The 21,275-nt window shown below is 63.3% G+C and carries 21 protein-coding genes, 1 tRNA gene and 3 pseudogenes; 13 read left to right on the plus strand and 12 right to left on the minus strand.

The features are described 5' to 3' along the window. The first annotated feature begins 6 nt into the window (after positions 1-6). Genes HUN39_RS13970 through pssA form a run of 3 tightly spaced genes read left to right on the plus strand, consistent with a single transcriptional unit; the run spans position 7 to position 2,844 of the window. Positions 7-1,209 carry a molybdopterin molybdotransferase MoeA gene (locus tag HUN39_RS13970; protein WP_175095110.1) on the plus strand — a complete coding sequence of 401 codons (1,203 nt, stop codon included), beginning with the start codon at positions 7-9 and terminating at the stop codon, positions 1,207-1,209. Between the two features lie 35 nt (positions 1,210-1,244). Next, positions 1,245-1,994, plus strand: a complete 750-nt coding sequence (locus tag HUN39_RS13975; protein ID WP_175095111.1) for a phosphatidylserine decarboxylase — start codon at positions 1,245-1,247, stop codon at positions 1,992-1,994. 7 nt (positions 1,995-2,001) lie between these two features. Beyond that, positions 2,002-2,844, plus strand: a complete 843-nt coding sequence (pssA, locus tag HUN39_RS13980) for a CDP-diacylglycerol--serine O-phosphatidyltransferase (RefSeq protein ID WP_175095112.1) — start codon at positions 2,002-2,004, stop codon at positions 2,842-2,844. 22 nt (positions 2,845-2,866) lie between these two features. Here the strand turns inward: pssA and HUN39_RS19515 are convergent. Further along, a pseudogene (locus tag HUN39_RS19515) lies at positions 2,867-3,085 on the minus strand (AbrB/MazE/SpoVT family DNA-binding domain-containing protein). 60 nt (positions 3,086-3,145) lie between these two features. Continuing rightward, positions 3,146-4,315: an alpha/beta hydrolase gene (locus HUN39_RS13985; RefSeq protein ID WP_232366097.1), complete on the minus strand. Its 1,170-nt coding sequence runs from the start codon at positions 4,313-4,315 to the stop codon at positions 3,146-3,148. A gap of 273 nt (positions 4,316-4,588) precedes the next feature. Here HUN39_RS13985 and pqqB point away from each other — a divergent pair, with 273 nt between their 5' ends. Genes pqqB through pqqE form a run of 3 tightly spaced genes read left to right on the plus strand, consistent with a single transcriptional unit; the run spans position 4,589 to position 7,750 of the window. Further along, complete coding sequence (gene pqqB / locus HUN39_RS13990) at positions 4,589-5,518, plus strand: pyrroloquinoline quinone biosynthesis protein PqqB (RefSeq protein WP_175095114.1); 930 nt, start codon at positions 4,589-4,591, stop codon at positions 5,516-5,518. Continuing rightward, positions 5,515-6,285 carry a pyrroloquinoline-quinone synthase PqqC gene (gene pqqC, locus HUN39_RS13995; RefSeq protein ID WP_175095115.1) on the plus strand — a complete coding sequence of 257 codons (771 nt, stop codon included), beginning with the start codon at positions 5,515-5,517 and terminating at the stop codon, positions 6,283-6,285. Before pqqB ends, pqqC begins: the two co-directional genes overlap by 4 nt. Next, on the plus strand, positions 6,278-7,750 hold the full coding sequence (gene pqqE / locus HUN39_RS14000) for a pyrroloquinoline quinone biosynthesis protein PqqE (protein ID WP_175095116.1): 1,473 nt from the start codon (positions 6,278-6,280) through the stop codon (positions 7,748-7,750). The genes pqqC and pqqE overlap by 8 nt, the downstream gene beginning before the upstream one ends. A gap of 2 nt (positions 7,751-7,752) precedes the next feature. On the opposite strand, the gene HUN39_RS19290 is transcribed toward pqqE, so the two are convergent. Together HUN39_RS19290 and HUN39_RS19295 are read right to left on the minus strand one after the other, a co-directional pair. Then, positions 7,753-7,971 (minus strand): cupin domain-containing protein, encoded by a 219-nt coding sequence (locus HUN39_RS19290; protein WP_232366098.1) that lies wholly within the window; start codon positions 7,969-7,971, stop codon positions 7,753-7,755. After that, a complete protein-coding gene (locus tag HUN39_RS19295; protein ID WP_232366099.1) occupies positions 7,968-8,216 on the minus strand; it encodes a cupin domain-containing protein in 249 nt (82 codons plus the stop codon). The genes HUN39_RS19290 and HUN39_RS19295 overlap by 4 nt, the downstream gene beginning before the upstream one ends. Before the next feature lie 175 nt (positions 8,217-8,391). Here HUN39_RS19295 and HUN39_RS14010 point away from each other — a divergent pair, with 175 nt between their 5' ends. Then, positions 8,392-8,796 (plus strand): flagellar export protein FliJ, encoded by a 405-nt coding sequence (locus HUN39_RS14010; RefSeq protein ID WP_175095117.1) that lies wholly within the window; start codon positions 8,392-8,394, stop codon positions 8,794-8,796. Here HUN39_RS14010 and HUN39_RS14015 read toward each other — a convergent pair. Genes HUN39_RS14015 through HUN39_RS14030 form a run of 4 tightly spaced genes read right to left on the minus strand, consistent with a single transcriptional unit; the run spans position 8,793 to position 12,231 of the window. Then, complete coding sequence (locus tag HUN39_RS14015) at positions 8,793-9,371, minus strand: hypothetical protein (protein ID WP_175095118.1); 579 nt, start codon at positions 9,369-9,371, stop codon at positions 8,793-8,795. The two genes, HUN39_RS14010 and HUN39_RS14015, sit on opposite strands and share 4 nt — an antisense overlap. Continuing rightward, positions 9,362-10,201, minus strand: a complete 840-nt coding sequence (locus tag HUN39_RS14020; RefSeq protein WP_332310763.1) for a DUF692 domain-containing protein — start codon at positions 10,199-10,201, stop codon at positions 9,362-9,364. Before HUN39_RS14020 ends, HUN39_RS14015 begins: the two co-directional genes overlap by 10 nt. Beyond that, a complete protein-coding gene (locus tag HUN39_RS14025) occupies positions 10,185-11,108 on the minus strand; it encodes a TIGR04222 domain-containing membrane protein (protein WP_175095119.1) in 924 nt (307 codons plus the stop codon). Before HUN39_RS14025 ends, HUN39_RS14020 begins: the two co-directional genes overlap by 17 nt. Positions 11,109-11,118: 10 nt before the next feature. Beyond that, positions 11,119-12,231, minus strand: a complete 1,113-nt coding sequence (locus HUN39_RS14030) for a COX15/CtaA family protein (RefSeq protein ID WP_175095120.1) — start codon at positions 12,229-12,231, stop codon at positions 11,119-11,121. A gap of 159 nt (positions 12,232-12,390) precedes the next feature. On the opposite strand from HUN39_RS14030, the gene HUN39_RS14035 reads away from it, so the two are divergent. After that, positions 12,391-12,984, plus strand: coding sequence for a MerR family transcriptional regulator (locus HUN39_RS14035; RefSeq protein WP_175095121.1), 594 nt, complete (start codon positions 12,391-12,393; stop codon positions 12,982-12,984). Positions 12,985-13,033: 49 nt separating this feature from the next. After that, positions 13,034-13,111, plus strand: a tRNA-Pro gene (locus HUN39_RS14040). Here HUN39_RS14040 and HUN39_RS14045 read toward each other — a convergent pair. The 4 genes and pseudogenes from HUN39_RS14045 to HUN39_RS14060 form a co-directional block, all read right to left on the minus strand. Further along, positions 13,097-13,489, minus strand: a pseudogene (locus tag HUN39_RS14045) (NAD(P)-binding protein); the annotation flags it as partial. The gene HUN39_RS14040 and the pseudogene HUN39_RS14045 overlap by 15 nt on opposite strands. Further along, positions 13,486-14,082 (minus strand): gluconate 2-dehydrogenase subunit 3 family protein, encoded by a 597-nt coding sequence (locus tag HUN39_RS14050; protein ID WP_175095122.1) that lies wholly within the window; start codon positions 14,080-14,082, stop codon positions 13,486-13,488. The pseudogene HUN39_RS14045 and the gene HUN39_RS14050, both read right to left, overlap by 4 nt. Before the next feature lie 24 nt (positions 14,083-14,106). After that, complete coding sequence (locus HUN39_RS14055) at positions 14,107-14,898, minus strand: hypothetical protein (RefSeq protein ID WP_175095123.1); 792 nt, start codon at positions 14,896-14,898, stop codon at positions 14,107-14,109. 144 nt (positions 14,899-15,042) lie between these two features. Continuing rightward, a pseudogene (locus HUN39_RS14060) lies at positions 15,043-16,830 on the minus strand (thiamine pyrophosphate-requiring protein). Between the two features lie 488 nt (positions 16,831-17,318). Between HUN39_RS14060 and HUN39_RS14065 the strand changes: the two are divergent. The 4 genes from HUN39_RS14065 to HUN39_RS14080 are packed head-to-tail and all read left to right on the plus strand — an operon-like array spanning position 17,319 to position 21,212. Further along, positions 17,319-18,842: an FAD-dependent oxidoreductase gene (locus HUN39_RS14065; RefSeq protein ID WP_175095124.1), complete on the plus strand. Its 1,524-nt coding sequence runs from the start codon at positions 17,319-17,321 to the stop codon at positions 18,840-18,842. A 12-nt stretch (positions 18,843-18,854) separates the two neighbouring features. Then, positions 18,855-19,439 carry a diguanylate cyclase gene (locus HUN39_RS14070; RefSeq protein ID WP_175095125.1) on the plus strand — a complete coding sequence of 195 codons (585 nt, stop codon included), beginning with the start codon at positions 18,855-18,857 and terminating at the stop codon, positions 19,437-19,439. A 13-nt stretch (positions 19,440-19,452) separates the two neighbouring features. Continuing rightward, positions 19,453-20,745: an SDR family oxidoreductase gene (locus HUN39_RS14075; protein WP_175095126.1), complete on the plus strand. Its 1,293-nt coding sequence runs from the start codon at positions 19,453-19,455 to the stop codon at positions 20,743-20,745. After that, positions 20,742-21,212, plus strand: coding sequence for a DUF2269 family protein (locus tag HUN39_RS14080; RefSeq protein ID WP_175095127.1), 471 nt, complete (start codon positions 20,742-20,744; stop codon positions 21,210-21,212). The genes HUN39_RS14075 and HUN39_RS14080 overlap by 4 nt, the downstream gene beginning before the upstream one ends. Positions 21,213-21,275 lie beyond the last annotated feature (63 nt).

Raw genomic sequence — 21,275 nt, forward strand, 5'->3', positions numbered from 1 at the left:
TTTCGCGTGGATAAGCTTCTTTCCGTTCCCGACGCCCTAGCGCGGGTGCTCGCTGGGGCTTCACGGCTTGGCGAAGAATTGACGCCGCTGGCGCGGGCGCGCGGCCGCACGCTGGCCGCCGACCTTGTCGCCCGCCGCAGCCAGCCGCCCCTCGCCGTCTCGGCCATGGACGGCTTTGCGCTGCGCGCCGCTGACCTCGCCGCCGGGCCGCTGCGCATCGTCGGCGAAAGCGCCGCAGGCCGCGGCTATGGAGCGGCGCTCCGGGCGGGTGAAGCCGTGCGCATCTTCACCGGCGCGCCAGTTCCCGAGGGCGCGGATGCGATATTGCTTCAAGAAGACGCTGTCGTGGCCGACGGCGCGTTGACGGCAGGCGCGCCGCCCGGCCCGCATATTCGCGGAGCTGGCCTCGACTTTCGCGAAGGCGCGATCGCGCTCTTCGCCGGCGTGCGCCTTGGCCCCGCCGAACTCGCGCTCGCCGCGGCGATGAACCACGCTGCAATTCCTGTCGCGCGGCGCCCGCGCGTGGCGATCATCGCTTCGGGCGACGAACTTGTCCCGCCGGGCGCCGAGCCCGGCCCGTCGCAGATCATCTCCTGCAACAATCTGGCGGTCGCCGCCATCGCCGAAGACGCCGGCGCCGAAGTCATCGACCTCGGCATCTTCCGCGACGATCTCGCGGAACTCGAACGCGGCATTGGCCTTGCCCGCGAGGCGCGCGCCGACGTTCTGGTGACGCTCGGCGGCGCGTCGGTCGGCGACCGCGATCTGCTGCGTCCGGCGCTGGCGCGCCAGGGCATGTCGCTCGACTTCTGGAAGATCGCGATGCGGCCGGGCAAGCCCTTGATCCATGGCGCTCTGGGCGACTCCCGCATCCTCGGCCTTCCCGGCAATCCGGTCGCGTCCTTCATCTGCGCGCTGGTCTTTCTCGCGCCGCTCCTGCGCGCACTGCAGGGCGATCCGGCGGCCGGCGCCGACCGAACCGAGACGGCGATCGCTGGCGCCGATCTTCCCGCCAACAAGGGGCGGCGCGACTATATGCGCGCGCGGCTCGCCGTAGACGAAAATGGCCGCCTCGTCGCGACGCCGCAGCCGCTGCAGGATTCGTCGCTGCTCACCGAGCTGGCGCAATCGCAAGCGCTGCTGATCCGCGAGCCAGGCGCGCCGCCCCTGACGAACGGCGACCCGTGCCGCATCCTTCGGCTGCCATGAACCATGCCGCGCGTCCGTGACTTTGGCGCCGCAACATGGCAAAGGAAACGCGCGCGCTGATCAGCGCGCCACGAAAGCAGGCCCGCATGTCGATCATCGATTCCGTCCGTAAGTCGCTCGTCCCGATCCATCCGGAAGGCTACGTCTTCATCGCTGGTTTCGCCGCCGTCTCCTTCCTGCTTGACTGGCTGTCGCCGACGCTCGGCTGGATGGGCTTCATCGCCACCGCCTGGTGCGCGTATTTCTTCCGCAATCCGCCGCGGGTGACGCCGCTGCGCGAAGGGCTCGTCATCTCGCCCGCGGACGGCGTGGTCAGCGCAGTTGGCTTCTTTCTCCCGCCGGCCGAACTCGGTCTGGGAGCTGAGCCGATGCAGCGCATCTCCGTGTTCATGAGTGTCTTTGACGTGCATGTGAACCGTGCGCCGATCACCGGCCGCATTTCGAGAATTGCTTATAAGCCGGGCCTGTTCCTCAACGCCGACCTCGACAAGGCCAGCGACGACAATGAACGCAGCGGCATGGTCATCGAAGCGCCGTCGGGGCGCTTTGGGGTGGTGCAGATCGCAGGTCTCGTCGCGCGGCGCATCGTCGGATTCGTCAAGGAAGGCGAGCAAATCGGCGTCGGCGACCGTTTTGGTCTGATTCGCTTTGGGTCGCGCGTCGACGTCTATATGCCGTCATCGGCACGGCCCATGGTGGCTATCGGGTCCCGGGCCATCGCCGGCGAGACCATACTCGCCGACATGACCGCCGGCGCCCCTACGCTGTCATTCAAGGCGGGTTGAATAAGCCATGGCCGATCCGTTCTTCTCCGGCCGTGATTCGCAAGAGGGCGTGCTGACGCCCTCCGAACAGCGTCGGCTGCGATTTCGCAACATTCCGTTGCGCATCGTTCTTCCCAATCTCGTGACGCTGCTCGCCCTGTGTATGGGGCTGACGGCGATCCGCTATGGAATCGAAGGACGATTTGAAACGGCCGTGACGGCGGTGATGGCCGCGGCGGTGCTCGACGGGCTGGACGGCCGCTTGGCGCGCGCCATCAAGGGCACGTCGCGCTTCGGGGCGGAGCTCGACTCGCTTTCGGATTTCGTCGATTTCGGCGTCGCGCCCGGCCTGCTGCTGTATCTGTGGACGCTGCACGAGATCAAAGGCCTCGGCTGGTTCGCCGTGCTCGTCTTCGCCATCGCCGGCGCACTACGGCTCGCCCGCTTCAATGTGACGATGGACGATCCGACGAAGCCCGCCTGGCACGCCGAATTCTTTGTCGGCATGCCGGCGCCCGCCGGCGCCGTGACGGTGTTGCTGCCGCTCTATCTGCATTTCTCCGTCTTGGAGCTGCCGGCATCGAAGGCGATGACGCCGTTTTACATCGTCTACGTGCTCGGCATCGCCTTCCTGATGGCGAGCCGCATTCCGCATTTCTCAGGAAAACGCATCGGGCGCATACCGCGCGACCTCGTCATTCCGGTGCTTTTCGGCGTGGGCGTGACGGCGCTGCTGCTTGCGATCTACCCGATGGAGCTGCTCGCCGTGCTCAGCGTCGCGTTCCTCGCCGCTATTCCGTTCAGCGTGAGGCGATACAACCGTCTCGCGAAGGCCGAGGCGGAAAAAGCGGCGGCGCCGAAAGAGGCGTGACAGTAAGCAGTAAGCGCTGACGTCAAAAGCGATCTGCACGGTCGCGGTAGTTTTCCCGCCCAGCTCCTTGCGCGATTCCTGCCAGTTGATCGCGCTCAGGCACGGGAACGAGCAGCACGCCAGATCCTTTGGGGATGAAGGCGAACTCCTAGCCGGGCTGCCATTTGTTCGCCTCGCAAACCGCTTTTGGGATCGAGATCTGAAATTTTGCGGAGAGAGTGACGGCGTCGGAGTTTTTCATAAGCAACCATCGTCGATAGTCATCAAGTCAGAAATTGACATAGGCCGTTCGAAATCAAGCTCACCGAGCGGCGGCGAGCGGCGCCAGCGGCTGGCTCTCGACCTTTTGATTGACGGGCGGCAAGGCGCGTTCCGGCTCCGCGTCGCTCCCACGCGCGTCAATCACCGCCTGCGTCTCGGCCTCGCCGGGACGCGGCGCCGTCAGTTGCGCGCCGATCTTTCGCACCACGTCGGGCGCTTCGGCGAAGGCGCCGTGGCCGACGAAGTCCGTCGAGAACGACGAGATGTCGTGCACGGCGACGCCCAATCGATCGAGCTCAGACTTGTCTTCAGGATTGGTGGGATTCATCGCGCCGAGACGGGGACGGTCGCCGGCGATGCGCGACGCGAGAGACAGCGCGCGATCATTGTTGGCGACGAAGATCGACACATGCCGAGGATCGACGCGCGCGACCTGTTGGCGGAAAACATTGAGATCGATGTCGGGCGCGGCCAGCATGACCTCGCCAAGTTTGCCGTCGAGATCCGGATGACCGGACTGCGCGACGCCGCGCAGCGTCTCCATCGTCAACCACGCGCCCATCGAATGGGCGAGCACATGAATCCGTCCGACGCCCGGCGTGCGCGACAGTTCGACGACGAACTTCTCAAGCGCATCGCGCGAGACTGTCGCCGCCTCCTTGTCGGACTCATAATTGAACAGCCCGCCTCGGGAATTCCAGGTAAAGAGCGCGGGAACGCCGGAGAAGCGTCCATCGGCGACAATCTGCGCCAGACGATATCGCGCCTCCTCGACTCCCGTGTTGAAGCCGTGCACGTAAAGCAACACGTCACGCGAATTGCCGATGCGCCCCGAGACATGCGAGGCGACTTCGCCGTAGAACTCCTGCTCATCCATGTTGCGCTTCGACAGCACCGTGAAATGCCGGCGCCGATCGGCGCCGCCGAAGCTTGGACGTTCGAGGCTTCCAGCACGATGGTTGAGCGGGACGCCAATCGAGGTCAGTGAAAAATGCGCGCGGCCGTCGTCTGTCGCGCCCTCGGAACGCCGCGTCGAAGCGATGAAAATGGCGACATTTGACGGCTCCCCCTGGGCTCCAGAGACAAGAGAAACGGCGTTGCCGACGTGGCCGTCGACCATGCGCATGCCGTCCGACACGCAGCCGCCAAGCGACGCCGCGATCAAGAGCGCGCATAGGCGCGTCAGCGTTTCTTTTCCATGAGTGCGCAAATTGGTTGGCTCGATCCAGCGCCTGCTCGGAAGTGAATCCTGAGCGGCGCGCTTCGACTGAGGCGCTTCGCCTCTCCCCCATCGTTTCTGACGAAAGAAAGCGACCAAAGCGGGGCGAGACGCCCGCCACAACAGGGAAAAAATCTCGACATTTCATGGATGCTGCGCAAATCGGTCGCACTTGCGCGAATGCGGGCCGCCTGCGCATAGTGCCAGGAAAATAACACTCAGGGAGATCCGACGTGGCGGCGCGCCCGCTATGTCGAAAAGCCAATGCGGATCAAAATCTTGGGGTCGGGCGCCGGCGGCGGCTTCCCGCAATGGAATTGCAACTGCGCCAATTGCCGGGCGGTCCGCGCCGGAGCGCCTGGTTTTTTGCCGCGCACACAGTCGTCATTGGCGGTGAGCGTCAATGGCGTCGAATGGCTGCTCCTCAACGCCTCGCCTGATCTGCGCCAGCAAATCGCCGCCGCGCCCCAGCTTGCTCCGGGCCCCGACGACGGTTTGCGCGCGAGCCCGATCAAGGCGGTGGCGCTGACAAATGGCGACGTGGACCACGTCGCCGGCCTTCTCAACATGCGAGAAGCGCAGCCGTTCAGCCTCTACGCCGCAGGACGCGTTCTTGATGCGCTCGGGGCCAATCCTATTTTCACGATCCTGCAGACGCAGCTCGTGCCCCGCATTGAGCTGCACACAGAGAAAGCGACGCCTGTCACCGGAGCGGGCATTGATCTTGGGATCGCGATCCGCGCCTTTCCCGTTCCGGGCAAGATCGCGCTCTATCTCGAGAACGCCAACGCGCCGAATTTCGGCACAAGCGCCGGCGACACGCTGGGGCTTGAGATCATCGAAACCGCGACGGGCGACTCGTTCTTTTATATTCCCGGATGCGCCAAGGTTGACGCGGACCTCGCCGAGCGGCTTCGCGGCGCCAAGCTGGTGTTCTTCGACGGCACGCTTTTCCACGAAAACGAGATGATCGAGCAAGGCCTGCTCGGCAAGACCGGTTCGCGCATGGGCCATGTCAATGTCAGCGGCGCCGACGGCTCCATCGCCGCGTTCGAGCCGCTCGACGTGAAGCGCAAAATCTACGTGCATATCAACAATTCCAATCCTCTGCTCAACGAATTCTCGGACGAATATGCGATCGCCCAAGCCGCCGGCTGGGAAATCGGCGAGGATGGCATGGAGGTCGACCTGTGAACGAGATCGTAGCCATTGATTGGCGCGGCGCCGCGCCGCTTGCCCGCGACGAATTCGAAGCTGCGATCCGCGCTGTTGGCGCCGAGCGCTATCACGACAAGCATGAGTTTCATAAGCTGCTGCACGGCGGCAAGCTCCAGAAGGAGCAGGTCGCCGCCTGGGCGCTGAACCGCTACTGCTACCAGGAGGCGGTGCCGCGCAAGGACGCCGCCTTTATGAGCCGCGTCCATGATCGCGAGCTGCGCCGCGAGTGGATACATCGCATTCATGATCATGACGGCCTCGGCGAAGAAGGCGGCGGCATCGAGCGCTGGCTCGTGCTGACGGACGCGCTCGGCTTCTCGCGCGATTACGTGACCTCTCGGCGCGGCGCCCTGCCCGCGACAAAATTCGCCGTCGAAGCCTATGTGCGCTTCGTCGTCGAGCAGCCGCTCGTCGTTGCGGTCGCGTCTTCGCTGACCGAACTCTTCGCGCCGTCGATCCATCGCGAACGCATCGTCGGAATGCTGGAAAATTACGATTTCGTCGACGACCAGGTGATGGCCTATTTCAAGCGCCGACTGACGCAGGCGCCGCGCGATTCCGAGTTTGCGCTCGGCTATGTGCTCGATAACGCCAGGACGCGCGCCGAACAGGAAGCCTGCGTCGGCGCCGTGCGGTTCAAATGCGACGTCTTGTGGGCGCAGCTTGACGCATTACATCACGCCTACGTCACGCCCGGGCTGATCCCGCCCGGCGCATGGCGGCCAGGAGAAGCCAATGTCTGAGGCGCAGGCCGCGCGGTTCGTGATCGGCCCGGACTCGCGTCCGGCCTTCACGCGCTACGCGCGGCTGCATGAAGACCGCGCGAGGTCTCGAACGGTTATTCTGGCGCCCGAGCGCGCCTATGAACTCGATCCGATTGGGCTCATCGTGCTGCGCGCGATTGATGGCGCAACGCGCCTCGCCGCTCTTTGCGCGCGCCTCGCGCAGCAATATTCCGCGCCCCTCGACGTTATCACGCGCGACGTCACGGCGCTGCTGCAAGGCCTCGCCGACAAGCGGCTGCTGCGCGACGGAACCGACGAATTTGCGGCGCCGCCGCCGTCTGCCTTCGCCGCGTCAATCGCGCCATTCGCGGGCGGACCTGCGGGGCTGCTCGCCGAGCTCACCCATCGCTGCCCGCTGCAATGTCCCTATTGCTCCAACCCGCTCGAACTCGAGCGCTCGAACGTGGAGCTCACGGCCGACGAATGGGGCAAGACCTTCCGTCAGGCGGCGGCGATCGGCGCGCTGCAGCTGCATCTTTCCGGCGGCGAACCGACGGTGCGACGCGATCTTGAAGAGATACTCGCACACGCGGTCGACGCGGGACTCTACACCAATCTCGTCACCTCCGCCGTTCTGCTTACGCGGGAGCGGTTGCAGCGTCTCGCCGAGATCGGCCTCGATCATGTGCAGGTCTCCATTCAGGATGTCGTTCCTGACAGCGCCGACCGAATCTCGGGCTTTCAGGGCGGCGTCGCCAAGAAGCGCGACGTCGCGCGATGGACGCGCGAATTCGGAATGGGACTGACGATCAACGCGCCGATGCACCGGCAGAACATCGCGCATCTGCCGCAGATCATCGACTTCGCCATCGAGGTCGACGCGCAGCGCATCGAGATCGCGCATATTCAATATTACGCCTGGGCGCAGATGAACCGCGCCGCGCTCATCCCGACGCGCGAAGCTTTTATGGAAACGGTCGGCATCGTCGACGAGGCGAAGAAGCGTCTCGCCGGCGTTCTCAATTTCGATTTTGTCATCCACGATCATTACGCGACGCGGCCGAAGGCCTGCACCGGCGGCTGGGGCCGATCAATCATGGCGGTGACGCCATCCGGCAAGGCCCTGCCCTGCCACGCCGCGCAGACCTTGCCGGGACTCACCTTCGACAATGTGCGCGAGAGGCCGCTCGGCGACATCTGGCGACATGGCGCGGCCTTCAACACCTTCCGCGGCACGGATTGGATGAAGGAGCCCTGCCGTTCTTGCGAGCGCCGCGAAATCGATTTCGGCGGTTGCCGCTGTCAGGCGTTCGCGATCGCCGGCGACGCCGCGGCGACGGACCCAGCCTGCCACCTCTCGCCGGACCATGCGCGCTTCGCCGCTTACGCGGAAGTCGAATCGCACATCACGGCGCCCGACTTTATCTACCGCCGCTATGGCGGCGCCGCGGCGTCGACGGCGCGCGCCAAGGAGCCCGCCTAACCTTAGCGCTGAGCCGCGCGAGGATCGTCGCGCGGATCAAGATAGGTAATGTTCCAGGACCCGACGCCGGTGACTTGCATCACCGCGTCGTCTTCGAAATTGACCCAATGGCCCGCTTCCGCGGGCGTCGCCGCAAAGCCGCCGGCGGAAAGCGTCTTCTCGGCGCTTGGATCGAGCTTAGCTCCCTGGCCGTAACGGACTGCGCCGGACAGCACCGTCATCGTTTCCATGCCGCTGTGCTTATGCGCGATCCTTTGGGCGCGCGCATGCGCAGGATGTAAGGTCCGCCCTGCGTCGGATCGCCGAAGAGCATCGCGACTTCCGCGCCCCTCGGCAGTTCTGGCGGACCGGCCTTCCATTCGAGTTTATCTTGCGAGAACACGAAGCCTGGAGCTTCCGCCATTACGGCGATGGGAGCTGCGAGGCTTATGGCCGCGCCCGCAAGAACTGCAGCAAGATTTCGCATAGCTTGGGCCTCCAAAGCGCCCCTCGCTTGAGATAGTGCGCCGAAGACACACAGACGCGAAGAATTCAAAAATTCGATTTCGGTAACAAAGGAGCAACTTCCACAGGGCATATTAAGCCTTGTCTCGCGGAGTTAAGGATTTGTTTCGCATAAGTTGCGTAATGGAGCTTGTCGCATGAAGTCGCGGGATACGCTTGTCCGTCTCAAACGGTTCCAGGCCGAGGAAAAACGTCGGCGCGTCATCCAATTGAATGCAATGCTCGGCGAATTCACGCGCATGGCCAATGAGCTCGAGCGTGAAATCGGTCAGGAAGAGCGGCGCGCCAACATCGACGATCCCAATCATTTCGCTTATCCGACCTATGCGCGGGCGGCGCGTACGCGACGCGACAATATCCTTGCTTCGATCGCGGAACTGCGCGGCCAACTCGAAGAAGCCGAAGCGCAGTTCAAAGAGGCCAGCGAAGACTTCGCCAAGGCGCAAAACCAGGAAGCGCGGGATCGCGGCGCCGAGCGCATGGTTGATGTCGTCGCCGAGCGGCGCCACGCCGAAATGCCCGAAGTTTTACGCAGGGCTTAAGGCTGAAATAGCCGCCAGCGCAGCCTGCCTCGTGGCGCGCGCGCCCAAACGCCAAATGTTCTTCGGCGAACGGCGCTGATCTCTTCGCCCCTGGCGAGAGCCTGTGCGAGCGATGCGACATCGAAGTCAAACGCTCGGAGAAAAAGAGTCGTGCCGGAACGCCCGGCATCGATAAAGGCCAATTCGAAACGCGCGAGGTCGGCGACCCAGGGCGGCTCCGATTCGCACTTTGCGACACGCCTATCGAGAAATGCAGTGAGCGCCGCAGCGTCCGAGCGATTTGTTGCATCTCGCGAAGCGCCGCGGATCGCCTGGCGGAAAAGCGCATCGAAACGATCGCCCAACGTGCCCGCCGTGAGCGGCAGCGCCCTGCGCGCATAAAGCGCGCGTTTGCCGATCAGGCTCTGCGCAAAGACTTCCGTTTCGCGCCTGTCGATTCCGGCGAGGCGCTCCGTGTCATGCATACTCAAGCCGAAACGCATCGCCACCGCGATCGGCGCTTCGAAGAATTCCCGCCGCAGATCATCGTCGGTGAACAGGCGCGCGAGCAGCGCCTGCGTCTGCGCTAACGCCATCGTCCGTTCTCCACGAGCGTTCGTCGCGCGCGCGCCACTTCATCGATGAGTTCGCCGAACGGCGGGATCTTTTCGTCGCGCTCGAGAATGACGGCCTTGACCGGCGCACGGGCGACAACGCGATCATAGAGCCGCCAAACCGCATCGCTCGTCGCGGCGTCATGGCTGTCGATCAGCAGGCCGTCGCGCTGGCGGCCGCCGGCGTAGTGGATTTGCACGAGCCTGTCCCATGGCCACCGCTCGAAGTCGCGTTCGAGATCGACGCCGAAATTCGTCGCATTCACATGCATGTTGGCGACGTCGCACAGCCAACCGCATCCGGTCGCTTCGAGCGTACGCCACAAAAATTCAGCTTCGTCCATTTCGCCGCCAGGAATGCGCACCACGCAAGTGATGTTTTCCAAGATCAGCGGCGTCTTGATGCGCCTGCGCACAATTTCGACATTGCGCGCGACGACGTCGATGGCTTCCTGCGTAAATGGCAGCGACGCAAGATGGCCGATGCTGATTCCGCCCGCGCGCGTGAAGCAAAGATGTTCGCTCCACCAAGGGGGATCAATGCGTTCGATCAGCGCGGCGATTTTATCGAGATAGCAAGAGTCGACGCCGTCTGCGCTTCCGATGGAAAGATCGAGACCATGCGCGACGAGCGGAAAATGCGCTCTTAAAAGCTCGAGTTCAGCGAGCTTTTCTTTTGATGCGTCGAGATAATGATCGGCGATGATCTCGATGAAATCGACATCGTCCCGATGGGCGAAGAGATCGGCGCGACATTGCGGGCGATAGCCGAGTCCGGACCCGAGCGCCGGCGCGTCAATCGCCGGCGCCACAATCACTCGCTCCGCCGTCGCCGCAACTGCCGCCGCAGCTTGATCCGCAATCGGAGCCATCGCTTCCCGAGCCGCGACTGAAGGCTTCGGCGAACATCGCCTCCGTCGTGCCCTTGAGCGGCGCGAATCCATAAAGGCCGATGAGAAACAGAGCGGCGCCATGGAAGGCGCGCGCTTCGGGTCCGGGCGATCCGATGTGACCGACGGCCTCCTTCAGACGGCCGCCATAGGCAAGCCGCATCGCGTCGAGATAGGCGTGGCCGCGACGGCTCGCATGGGTTCTGGTCAGCACATAGGCGAGCGCGAAAAGCGACGCGACCGACGCAGCTGCGAGAAAGACCAGATAGGCGACATTCACGACGCCAGCTGTCCATTCCACATAGATTTTCGCAAGCGCCAGGCCGACGATGATCAGCGTTCCGCCGATCTGCACGCGCCGGCGCCAGATCTTCACGGACTTGGGCTTGATCAGATCCTCCGCCGCGAGCTTGGCGCGCAGCGGCGCGAGCCGCTCCAGCAGCCAGCGCCGCAAGTTCCGATCTTCGAACAGCGCATGCGCCTTCGGCTTCGCCTGCACGGCTTCGAGCAGACGCGTCTCCATGGCGTTGAGTTCGCCCGGCTCCGGCTGCTTCTCCGTGGGAATGACGTGATCCTCCGCGGCGAGGACGACGAAGCCGCGCTGCGCGAGATCGTAGATCAGCGTTCGGATGACCTGATTGACGCCGCCCTGCAGGAAGGCGACCTCCATCGCGTCGGGGTTCTGCGGCACGGGCGGCGGCGGGCGACGATCGGTGCGATCCGCGAGCCGAATGCAAAGGTAAGTGGTCGCCAGCACAAGGATGACGACGAGGCCGAAGACATTGAGAAATTCTGGCCCGGGAAGATTAAGGATCGCAATATTCTGCACGCCAACCGCCTCAGTTCATGATCACGTCTTGCACAAGCCGTCGCGCCTGTAGCGTCGCGACCGCCAGCACCGCCATGCCGATCGCCTGATGCGCGAGCGCCAGCGCCAGATGCGGGTCGCCGGCGAAGGGCGGCTCGACGAGCACCAACGTCGCCACGCCAAGCCCGATCTGCATGAGCACATGGCCGAACAGAATCGCTGCGCCGCGGCGCGCGCGCCCTTCCGCGTTCATCCACGCGTCCAGAAGATGCCCAAGCGCCAGAGCGAAGATCAGATAGGCGATCATGCGGTGGAAGAATTGGACGGTGACCGGATTGTCGACGAGATTGGTCCAGAAAGACTCCAATCGCCACAAAACGTCGGCCGGAGGAATGAAGACGCCGTCCATCAGCGGCCAAGTGTTGTTGACGAGGCCCGCCCGCAGTCCGGCGACGAGGCCGCCGACGAAAATCTGCAGAAACACAAAAGCCAGGATCGTCAGCGCGACCGCCTTCAGCCGACCTGCCCCCTCATGCACGAGAGAGACGGCGCGCGGCCCGAGGCCTCCAGCCACCCATAAACAGGCGGAGAAGATCAGCGCGGCGAGCAGCAGGTGAATCGCGAGGCGCTCCTGCGCCACCTCGATGCGATTGACGAGGCCGGACGCGACCATCCACCAGCCGACGCCGCCCTGGAGCGCCCCGAGCGCGAGAATGCCGACAAGCTTCGGCTTCGCCGAACGCGGCAGGCGGCCGGTCACCCAAAACCATATGAGCGGAACGGCGAAAACCACGCCGATCACCCGCCCGAGAAGACGATGCGCCCATTCCCAGGCGTAAATATATTTGAACCCGGCGACATCCATGTCCGGGAACAGTTCCCTATATTGCGGAATCTGCTTGTATGCCTCGAACGCCTCCTGCCACTCTTGCTGGGACAGCGGCGGCAGCACGCCGGTGACGGGCTTCCATTGCACGATGGAGAGGCCCGATTCGGTCAACCGGGTCGCGCCGCCGACGATGACCATCAGAAAGACCAGCCCCGCGACGAGCCACAGCCAGTTGCGCACCGTCCGGGCGTTCGCCTCCGTCGCGTGGTGTCTGATCGCTGGGACCGGTTGGGGAAAATGCAGCCAATCTTCCATGAGACGCCAAGGGTTTGGAGGCGGATGACGGCGGCCAGTTAAGGGATGCGGCCCTCGCTTGTCCACACCCGGCGGCCGTCTCTGGCAGGTCGGGCCAATTTGGCTGAAAACTGCGCCGCTTCGGATGTTAGAATAGCACGGCTTGAGTCGAGGGATCAGGTGTCGGGCAAAAGCGATGAAGCGATGCGCACGATCGGCGAGGTCGCGGCGAGCCTCGACCTTCCCGCGCATGTGCTGCGCTTCTGGGAAACCCGTTTCAAGCAGATCAATCCTCTTAAGCGCGCAGGCGGACGGCGCTTCTACCGGGAGCGCGACATTGAACTCGTGATCGCGATCCGCCGCCTGCTCTACGACGAAGGCTATACGATCAGGGGCGTGCAGCGCATCCTCAAGGAGGCTGGCGTCGAGGCGGTCCTGGCGGGCGCGGGGCGCCGCCAGGCGGACCTGCCCGGGACTCCCTCCCCTTTCCGTCCAGGCGCGGGCGAGGGACGAATCGGGTCAGCGCGAGACGAAGATGAGACGGACGCCGCCCTCTCGGTCGACGAACGCGCCATTCTGCGCGCGCAAAATCCAGATTTTGCGGGAATCGAGGCCCAGGACGCGGCTCCCATCGTCGAAGTTGACGAGCCTTTTGCGCCGCCTTCGGCCCGCAGCGAACCGCGCTCTCTTGCCACGCCGCAAACGCGCATCCTGCGCGAGGTTCTGGCAGAGATCGAGGAATGCAAGCGCCTGCTCAGACTGACGAGGCGATAGCGAGCCGGGCGTTGCCAGCGCCGCGCGGCCTCACTATAACGGCGCCAGTCGGAGTGTAGCGCAGCCCGGTTAGCGCACTTGTCTGGGGGACAAGGGGTCGTGGGTTCGAATCCCGCCACTCCGACCATGCGTGCCGGAACCGAAGCGAGATCATGCTGAAGTGGATCGTCGAGCCGCCCACGCCGCGACCGGAGTTGTTGCCTCACAATGCGATCGGGTCTTCTCCGCCGGTGATGCGGTCGTCCGTCCAGTAGAGCGTCTGCTGCGCCAATTCATCAGAGGCGAAATCGTCGAGAGGCCGCCAGAACGGTCCGGCGTCGAGCACGACAACAGAGAAGTCTTTTTCAGCGAGCTTGCACGCGAGCGTCGCGCCGCCTGCGCCGGCCCCGACGATAAGAAAATCGACCGGCTCGCTTTCGGCGTATTGCCGCATCGGCGTCCAGCCGCCCGGCGTGAAGACGTCTGGCGCGCGTCCATCCTTCGCGCGCGGCTGCTCGAAGTTCATCGAAATTCTTTCGCTTCCCATGGATCGCGTTGGTTGAAGCCAAGACGCACATAGCCGCGCGGACTGGCCGGACCTCCAAAGCCGATGTCGCTCCAAGCCGACGGCTGCGCGTAAGCAAGCCCTGCGATGGTTTTCAGCAGCGTATGGGAGAAGAACAGAGATGGGCGTAGACCGCGCCAGAGGGCGGCGTCGACAGCACCCTTTTGAATGGCGCGCAATGTCGCGTCCTCTCGCGAGACGTCGAGCATGGTGAAGCTCACTGCGAACAAGCGGCGCGCCTCCCCGTCCATCGCCGCGAGGCCTTTGCGCCAACTCTCGCGCATCGGCGGCTCGCCCGCATATCGAAAACCTTCGCCAAGGTTGTGGAACAGGCGATCGTCGATCCAGTGCGCAATCGCCCGGCGTGCGCTCTCGCAAAAGACGGGCGCCAGACGCTCGACAATCGCGGTGAGAAGTTCGAACTCCTCTTTTGTCAGGAAGCGCCGCTGGGGAACGTCTCGCAGTCGCCGGGTCAGCTCCTCGCGCGTTCGATCGTCGAACGATACCGTGTCCCATTTGGCGAGGACGTCATAACCTCGATACGGCGTATCCATGCTTCGGCCTCTGCGGCGCTTGCCTCAGACGCCGCTCTCTTCCAAAAGCGATAACGCTGTGAGCGCGGAAAAGGCGGGCGGCGCCGGCAAGGGCGGTCCGTCGATGACGTTCTGGCTCCAGTTGCGCCAGCCGCCCATCGCGCGCGAAACGCCATAGGCGTGGAACCCGACGCCAACGAAGCCGGCGATCGCGGTGACCCACAGCCAGGCGCGCGTCAGCGGATGGCGCGGTTGGGGCGGCCGTTGAATTGCAGCCTTGGCCATCAGCCCTGACGCCACCGGCGGCAGCGTCACCGGAATCCACATGAAGGGACTATGGAAGGCGCCCCTGAAATGCAGGAACGCCGCCTCCGCCACTGTTCCCGCAAGCGCGAAGCTGCTGAGCGCCGCCAGCGCGCGCCCCGCGGGAAGGCCAAAGAGCCGCGTCGCGCCAGCGCCGAGGCGCTCCGCGCATAGGCCGAGGACGCCCGCGACGGAAAGTGCCGCCGGCGCGCCGAGCGGCGCGCCATAGAAGAGATTCAACCAGCTCATCCCTCCCGGTCGGCGAAAGACGTCATAAACGTGAAAAGAGGCGCCAATCGCGCCAACCGCAACGGCCATGGCGAAGGAGCTCATTCGAAAGACGCGCGCCCGCGCCGCGCCGAACGTGGTGCCTTCGCCGCAGGCAAGTAGCGTCAGCGCCGAGCTGATCAGAGGCGCGAACATTCCCGGATTTTTGAACGACCCACGATAGTGCTCGACGGCGCTGTCAGCGAGGATCGAGGCGGCGAGCAGCGCGGCCGAGCCCTCCAGCGCGCGCGCTGCTCGGCAATTCATGCGCTCGCGAAGGCCCAGCTGCCAGCGCGCGCTGCCGTGCGCGCTGCCGTGGAAGCACGCCGGCGAGGCGCGCCGCTTCGGCGCAAACGACCCCCAAAACGAATGCGCCGGCAAGTTTCGGCGCCGCCCTGCGCAGCTGCGGAATCATTCTTCCCGGCCAGGAAGAACGGACGCGAAAACCTGCCTCGCCGTTCCCTTTATGAGGCGGCTCTGCTCGGGATCTCCCTTGAAAAGCGTCGTCGCAAAATTTCGCGCCTGTTCGAGCGAGATATGAGCTGGCAGCGGCGGCACTTCAGGATCTGTCTTGACCTCCAGCACGGCGGGACGGTCGCAGGACAGCGCTTCGTCCCCCGCCGCCGCAAGCCGGTCCGGATTGTCGACGAAAATGCCCTTCAACCCGATCATTTCCGCGAAGCGGTGGTATGGGACGTCAGGGATATTCTGGGTCGCCTCGAACTTGGGGTTGCCCTCCATGACGCGCTGTTCCCACGTGACCTGATTGAGATCCTCGTTATTGAATACGCAGCAGATCCAGTTCGGGCTGCTCCACTCCCGCCAATATTTGGCGACGGTGATCAACTCGGCCATGTTGTTCATCTGCATCGCGCCGTCGCCGACGAGCGCAATCACAGGGCGCCCCGGATGCGCGAATTTTGCGGCGATCGCGTAAGGCACGGCCGCGCCCATAGACGCGAGCCCGCCCGAAAGCGAGCACATCATGCCGGGCCTGATCTTGAGATCGCGCGCATACCAATTGGCGCAAGAGCCCGAGTCGGACGTGATGATGGCGCCGTCTGGAAGCCGCGGCGACAAATCCCAAGCGACGAGCTGCGGATTGATCGGATGCGCAGGCGCCATCGCCCGCTGCTCCATCGATTCCCACCAGTCGCGCACGCCCTTCTCGATGCGGTCGCGCCAACCGAAATGGCTCTTTTCTTCGATGAGCGGCAGAAGCGCGTCGAGCGTCGCCGCGGCGTCCCCATGCAGATTGACCTCCATCGGGAAGCGAATGCTGAGCATGGATGGATCAATGTCGATCTGTACGCCTCGCGCCTGTCCCTCGTGCGGAAGAAACTCCGAATAGGGAAAGCCGGAGCCGATTATGAGCAATGTGTCGCACTCCATCATCAGATCGTAGCTTGGCTTTGTGCCAAGCAGTCCGATGGAGCCGGTGACCCAAGGCAAAGTGTCCGGCAAAGCGGCTTTGCCCAGCAGCGCCTTCGCCACGCCCGCCTTCAGCTTCTCGGCGACTTCGACGACCTGCTTCGATGCGCCGAGCGCTCCCGCGCCGATGAGAACAGCGACCTTGCGGCCCGCGTTCAAGACCTCGGCGGCGCGTCGCAGATCCTTGTGCCGCGGCACAATCAGCGGCCGCGAATAGCCCACGCCGGTTCGCACGGATCCATGCTCGCGCGGCGGCTCCTCATATTCGAGGTCTTGCAGGTCGGCGGGGAAAATGATGACGGAAACCGCATGTTGGGATTTGGCGATGCGAATGGCGCGGTCGGTCAGCATCCTGACTTGCGAAGGCGTCTCCGCTTCCTGCACGAAGGCGGCGACGTCGGAAAACATCCGATCAAGGTTGAGCTATTGCTGGTAGTGAGAACCGCGCGCCGTTCGCGGCGCTTGGCCGGAGATGGCGAGAACGGGCATGTGATCGCATTTGGCGTCATAGAGTCCGGTGATGAGATGAGCGGCGCCGGGTCCGCCGGTCGAAAGGCACACGCCCGGTTCTCCAGTGAATTTGGCGTGCGCGCTGGCCATGAAAGCGGCCATCTCTTCGTGCCGCACCTGAATGAACTCGATCTTGCCTTTGGCGCGCTGCAATGCCCCGAGCACGCCGTTGATGCCATCGCCCGGATAGCCGAAAATGCGCCGCACGCCCCATTCGTGCAGCCGACGGACAAAGAAATCGCCAACGGTGCCGCTCATGGCCGCCTCGCTCTTTTTTTGAAGCAGAAGGATGCGCCGACGCGTCCTATGGCGATAACCGGCCGCCCGTCCGCATGTTCCGAGAGCGCGTAGGCATCGTGCGCCTATCGCAAGTGTGTGAGAACAATCGTTGAGCTTGGGGCTGTGGACGGCGCCATTCGAAATAAGAAGCGCATTTTGCATTGTCGCTTCACGCAGCCGCTCTAACTAGTTTTGCCGCTTTGCAATCTGTGCGTGAGGCGTCAATGTCGTCGCGGCATAGTCGAGTAGCTGAGGCGTTACTGATCGTCTTTATGTTGGCGACGGTCAACGCCACCTTATTCGGCGTGATTTATCGGATGGTGCGTTAGAGGGAAGGCTGCGCGTCTTCCTGGCTGTTAAGTCGCATGCCCTGCCCCAGCGACCAAGGGCGTGAGGGAACACTGAGCCTGCGCGTTCGTTCTAGTCTGCAGCCGCCGTCACACCAATTGCAGAGCGTCGAATATCCCATGAATGTCGATTTCGAAAGAAGTCGGTCCTACTGGACGGACCAGCCGGTCATCGAGGGGGCCGGCGCTCTCCTCAACGACGAACGCGCCGACGTTGTCGTTATTGGCTCCGGCATCGCGGGGATGTCGGTCGCATATGAACTCGCGACCGCGGGCAAAAAAGTTGTTGTTCTCGATCGTGGACCGATCGGTAAGGGAATGACGGCGCGCACCACTGCGCATCTCGCTTCGGGCAGCGACGACGGATTTGACGAACTTATCCGATTGCGCGGCGAAGAAATCGCAAGCGCCTGGCGTGAAAGCCAGCAAGCCGCCATCGATCGCATCGAGAGCCTGCAACAAACGCTCAATTTCGACTGCGACTTTCGCCGCGTCGACGGCTATCTCTTTGCGGCGAAGGAAGAAGACACAGCATCGCTCGAGCGCGAATTCAAAGCGGCAAAAAGGGCGGGACTGCCGATCATCAAGCAGATGGGCGCGCCTTTTGTCGGTCATGAAAGCGCGCCAGCGCTCCGCTATCCCAACCAGGCGCGCGTGCATCCGCTCAAATATTTGCATGGTCTTGCGCAGGCGATTGCCAAGGCTGGCGGCCGTTTTTACGCGAACACGACGGTAGTTGACGTCGAGGACGAAGATGGCGGGGTTCGTGTGGCGACCTCTGACGGCCGGGCTGTGCGCGCCGATTACGCCGTCGTCGCCACGAACGCGCCGATCAGCGATCGCTTCGCCATTCATACGAAGCAGGCGCCTTACCGCACTTACGCCATGGCGTTCGAATTGCCCTCGGGAGCGCTTCCCGACGCTCTCTATTGGGACACGCTCGATCCTTATCATTATGTGCGACTGCAGCCCGGCGACGACCGCCTCGACATCTTGATCGTGGGGGGCGAGGATCATCGTTCGGGCGAAGCGAACGACGCAGATCGCCGCTTTGTGGCGCTTGAAGATTGGATGCGCCGACTGTTGCCGTCGCTGGGCAAAGAGCTGCGCCGCTGGTCCGGCCAGGTGCTCGAACCTGTCGACGGCGTCGCTTTCATCGGTCGCGATCCCGGAAGCGAACGCCTTTTCGTCGCGACGGGTGATTCAGGGCAAGGGATGACCCATGGCGCGCTCGCCGGAATGATCATCAAGGACCTGATCCTGACGGGCGCAAATCGCTGGGCCGAGACCTATGACCCGGCTCGGAAACCAATCAGCGCGATCGGCGAATATTTGAGCGAGAATCTTGCCGCGCCCAAAAACTTCGCCGAATATGTCACGCCCGGCGAGATCAATTCATGGGATCAGTTGAAGCCAGGCGAAGGCGCGATCATTCGCAGCGGCTTGAGCAAGGTCGCCGCCTTCCGCAATGAAGACGGGAAGCTGTTCCTGCGTTCAGCTGTCTGCTCTCACCTTGGCTGTCTCGTGCATTGGAACGCCTTCGAGCGATGCTGGGACTGCCCCTGTCATGGATCTCAATTTGCGCCGGACGGCGAAGCGCTCAATGGCCCCGCTTTCACGCCGCTGCAAGAATACAAGCCTTGAGAGCGGATGAGGATGGAACAGGATCCGACATTACTCTTGCTGATGTATTTTGTCGTGCCTGTCTGGTTGATGGCGGGTTTCGCCGATTGGCTGTGTCACCGCGCCACCAACATCGAAATAACCTCAGGCGCAAAGGAATCGGTCATTCATCTGCTGCTGTTTGCTGAAGTCGGCGGTCCTTTTCTCGCGGTCCTCTTGCTGGAGGTCAACGCGCTCGTGATCGCCTTTATGATCGTGATGTTCTTCGTTCACGAGGCGACGACGCTTTGGGATTTGAGCTATGCGGTTACGTTGCGGAAAATCACGCCCATTGAGCAGCACGTTCACAGCTATCTCGAACTGTTGCCGCTGACGGCCGTGCTGATGATCTCGGCCAGGCATTGGCCGCAGTTCCTGGCCCTTTTTGGACTCGGAGATGAAGCGCCGCGCTTTGATATCGCGTTTAAAGCCAATCCACTGCCCTTGGCCTATATCATAGGCGCTATTGTCGCAGCGCTGCTGTTCGCGATTTTACCTTACATGGAAGAACTTTTGCACGGCTTGCGCGCAAATCACGGCCGCTTCGTTCCGCTCGCCGCAAGATCGTCCGCGCAATAGTCGAGGCCTGCCCATGAAGATTCTTCTCCTTGGCGCGACGGGCCTCATCGGTTCAAGCATTCTCGCAAGACTCCTCTCAGCCGGGCACTCCGTGATCGCGGTTTCGCGCGGACGCGCGAATGTGAGACGGCAATTTCCACAGGCGCAATGGGTATCGCTCGACCTCAGAATGGCAGAGGCGCAGAAATGGACGCCCTATCTCGAGGGCGTCGACGCTGTCGTCAATTGCGCCGGCGTGCTTGGCAAAAGTGCTGCCGATTCCACCGACGCCGCGCATAGCCGAGGCCCGGCGACGCTGTTCGCCGCTTGCGAACAGGCTGGCGTCAAGCGCGTCGTTCACTTCTCCGCCGTCGGCGTCGACCGGCAGACGCCGAGCGAATTCTCAAGAAGCAAGGCGGAGGGCGACGCCGCCTTAAAAGCGACGGCTCTCGATTGGGTCATTCTTCGTCCCTCAGTCGTCGTCGGACGCCGCGCGTACGGCGGAAGTGGCTTGTTTCGCGGGCTGGCGGCGTTGCCGATGCTTCCACGCTTCAAGGATGCGGGAGAACTGCAGATCGTCCAGCTCGATGACGTCGTGGCGACCGCGCTTTTTTTTCTGGAGCCGTCCGCCCCCGCCCGTGTGGAGCTGGAGATCGTCGGACCGCGGCGCCTGACCTTCAACGAGGTCGTCGCGATCTATCGCAAATGGCTCGGATCGCGTCCTGCCCAGCTCGTCGACGTCCCCGACTGGCTGATCGACGGGATGTACCGCCTCGGAGATTTCCTCGCCTGGCTGGGCTGGCGCACGCCGATCCGCAGCATCGCAAAACAGGAAATGGTCCGCGGCGCCATCGGCGATCCCACGCCATGGACAAACATGACAGGAATCAAACCGCAATCTCTTGAAGCAGCGCTTATGGCCGAGCCCGCCGACGTGCGCGAAAAATGGTTTGCGCGCATCTACGCGCTCAAGCCGCTCATTTTCGCCGTTACGGCGCTGTTCTGGATTTCGACCGCACTGGTTTCTTTCGGGCCGGGATGGGACATCGGGCTCGGGCTTTTGTACGAGGGCGGACTGTCGGGCCCAATCGTGCCGCTGGCCGTGATCGCCGGCGCCACATCCGATCTCATCATCGGGATCGCCATCGCCTTTCGCCGCACATCGAAAATTGCGCTTGTCGCGGCGCTTGTCCTATCCTTCATTTACCTCATCCTCGGAACCATCCTCGTGCCGCGACTCTGGCGGGACCCGCTGGGGCCCATGTTGAAAATCTGGTCGGTGATGGTGCTGAACGTCGTTTCTCTGGCGATCGTCGACGACCGGTGATTTATCTCCTCCTTAAATACATTCACATCATCGGCGCCGCAGTTTTGCTTGGCGCCGGCGCCGGAATCGCGTTCTTCATGCTGATGGCGCATTTCTCCCGCTCCGTGCCGGTCATCGCCGGGGTGGCGCGAATTGTTGTGATCGCGGACTTCGTCTTTACCGCTTCCGCCGTGGTGGTTCAGCCCATCACCGGCGTCGCGCTCGCCTGGCTGGCCGGCTATTCGCTCACCGAAGGCTGGATCGCGCTCTCAATCGGGCTGTATCTTTTGACCGGCGCCTTCTGGTTGCCTGTCGTGTGGATGCAGATGCGTATCCGCGATATCGCGCAAGCCTCGGCAGCGGCGAACCAGCCCCTGCCGCAGATCTACCATCGATTTTTCTGGTGGTGGTTCGCTTTCGGCTTTCCGGCGTTCGGCGCCGTTATGACGATCATATGGCTGATGATCGCCAAGCCGCTGATATTCTGACGCCGCGCGACCGTCTCCAAGCGCGCGACGGTTGCCCTATCGCGTGTACCAGACGTAGATGAT

Source organism: Methylocystis silviterrae (assembly GCF_013350005.1).
Lineage (GTDB): Bacteria > Pseudomonadota > Alphaproteobacteria > Rhizobiales > Beijerinckiaceae > Methylocystis > Methylocystis silviterrae.

Excerpts from the sequence above, each read along its gene's own strand:
- pssA (WP_175095112.1), top strand. The coding sequence starts at position 2,002 with ATGGCCGATCCGTTCTTCTCCGGCCGTGATTCGCAAGAGGGCGTGCTG.
- pqqE (WP_175095116.1), top strand. The coding sequence starts at position 6,278 with ATGTCTGAGGCGCAGGCCGCGCGGTTCGTGATCGGCCCGGACTCGCGT.
- HUN39_RS19295 (WP_232366099.1), bottom strand. The coding sequence starts at position 8,216 with ATGCGAAATCTTGCTGCAGTTCTTGCGGGCGCGGCCATAAGCCTCGCA.
- HUN39_RS14070 (WP_175095125.1), top strand. The coding sequence starts at position 18,855 with ATGGAACAGGATCCGACATTACTCTTGCTGATGTATTTTGTCGTGCCT.
- HUN39_RS13975 (WP_175095111.1), top strand. The coding sequence starts at position 1,245 with ATGGCAAAGGAAACGCGCGCGCTGATCAGCGCGCCACGAAAGCAGGCC.
- HUN39_RS14010 (WP_175095117.1), top strand. The coding sequence starts at position 8,392 with ATGAAGTCGCGGGATACGCTTGTCCGTCTCAAACGGTTCCAGGCCGAG.
- HUN39_RS14015 (WP_175095118.1), bottom strand. The coding sequence starts at position 9,371 with ATGGCGTTAGCGCAGACGCAGGCGCTGCTCGCGCGCCTGTTCACCGAC.
- HUN39_RS14055 (WP_175095123.1), bottom strand. The coding sequence starts at position 14,898 with ATGAATTGCCGAGCAGCGCGCGCGCTGGAGGGCTCGGCCGCGCTGCTC.
- HUN39_RS14075 (WP_175095126.1), top strand. The coding sequence starts at position 19,453 with ATGAAGATTCTTCTCCTTGGCGCGACGGGCCTCATCGGTTCAAGCATT.
- HUN39_RS14050 (WP_175095122.1), bottom strand. The coding sequence starts at position 14,082 with ATGGATACGCCGTATCGAGGTTATGACGTCCTCGCCAAATGGGACACG.
- HUN39_RS19290 (WP_232366098.1), bottom strand. The coding sequence starts at position 7,971 with ATGACGGTGCTGTCCGGCGCAGTCCGTTACGGCCAGGGAGCTAAGCTC.
- pqqB (WP_175095114.1), top strand. The coding sequence starts at position 4,589 with ATGCGGATCAAAATCTTGGGGTCGGGCGCCGGCGGCGGCTTCCCGCAA.
- HUN39_RS14030 (WP_175095120.1), bottom strand. The coding sequence starts at position 12,231 with ATGGAAGATTGGCTGCATTTTCCCCAACCGGTCCCAGCGATCAGACAC.
- HUN39_RS14065 (WP_175095124.1), top strand. The coding sequence starts at position 17,319 with ATGAATGTCGATTTCGAAAGAAGTCGGTCCTACTGGACGGACCAGCCG.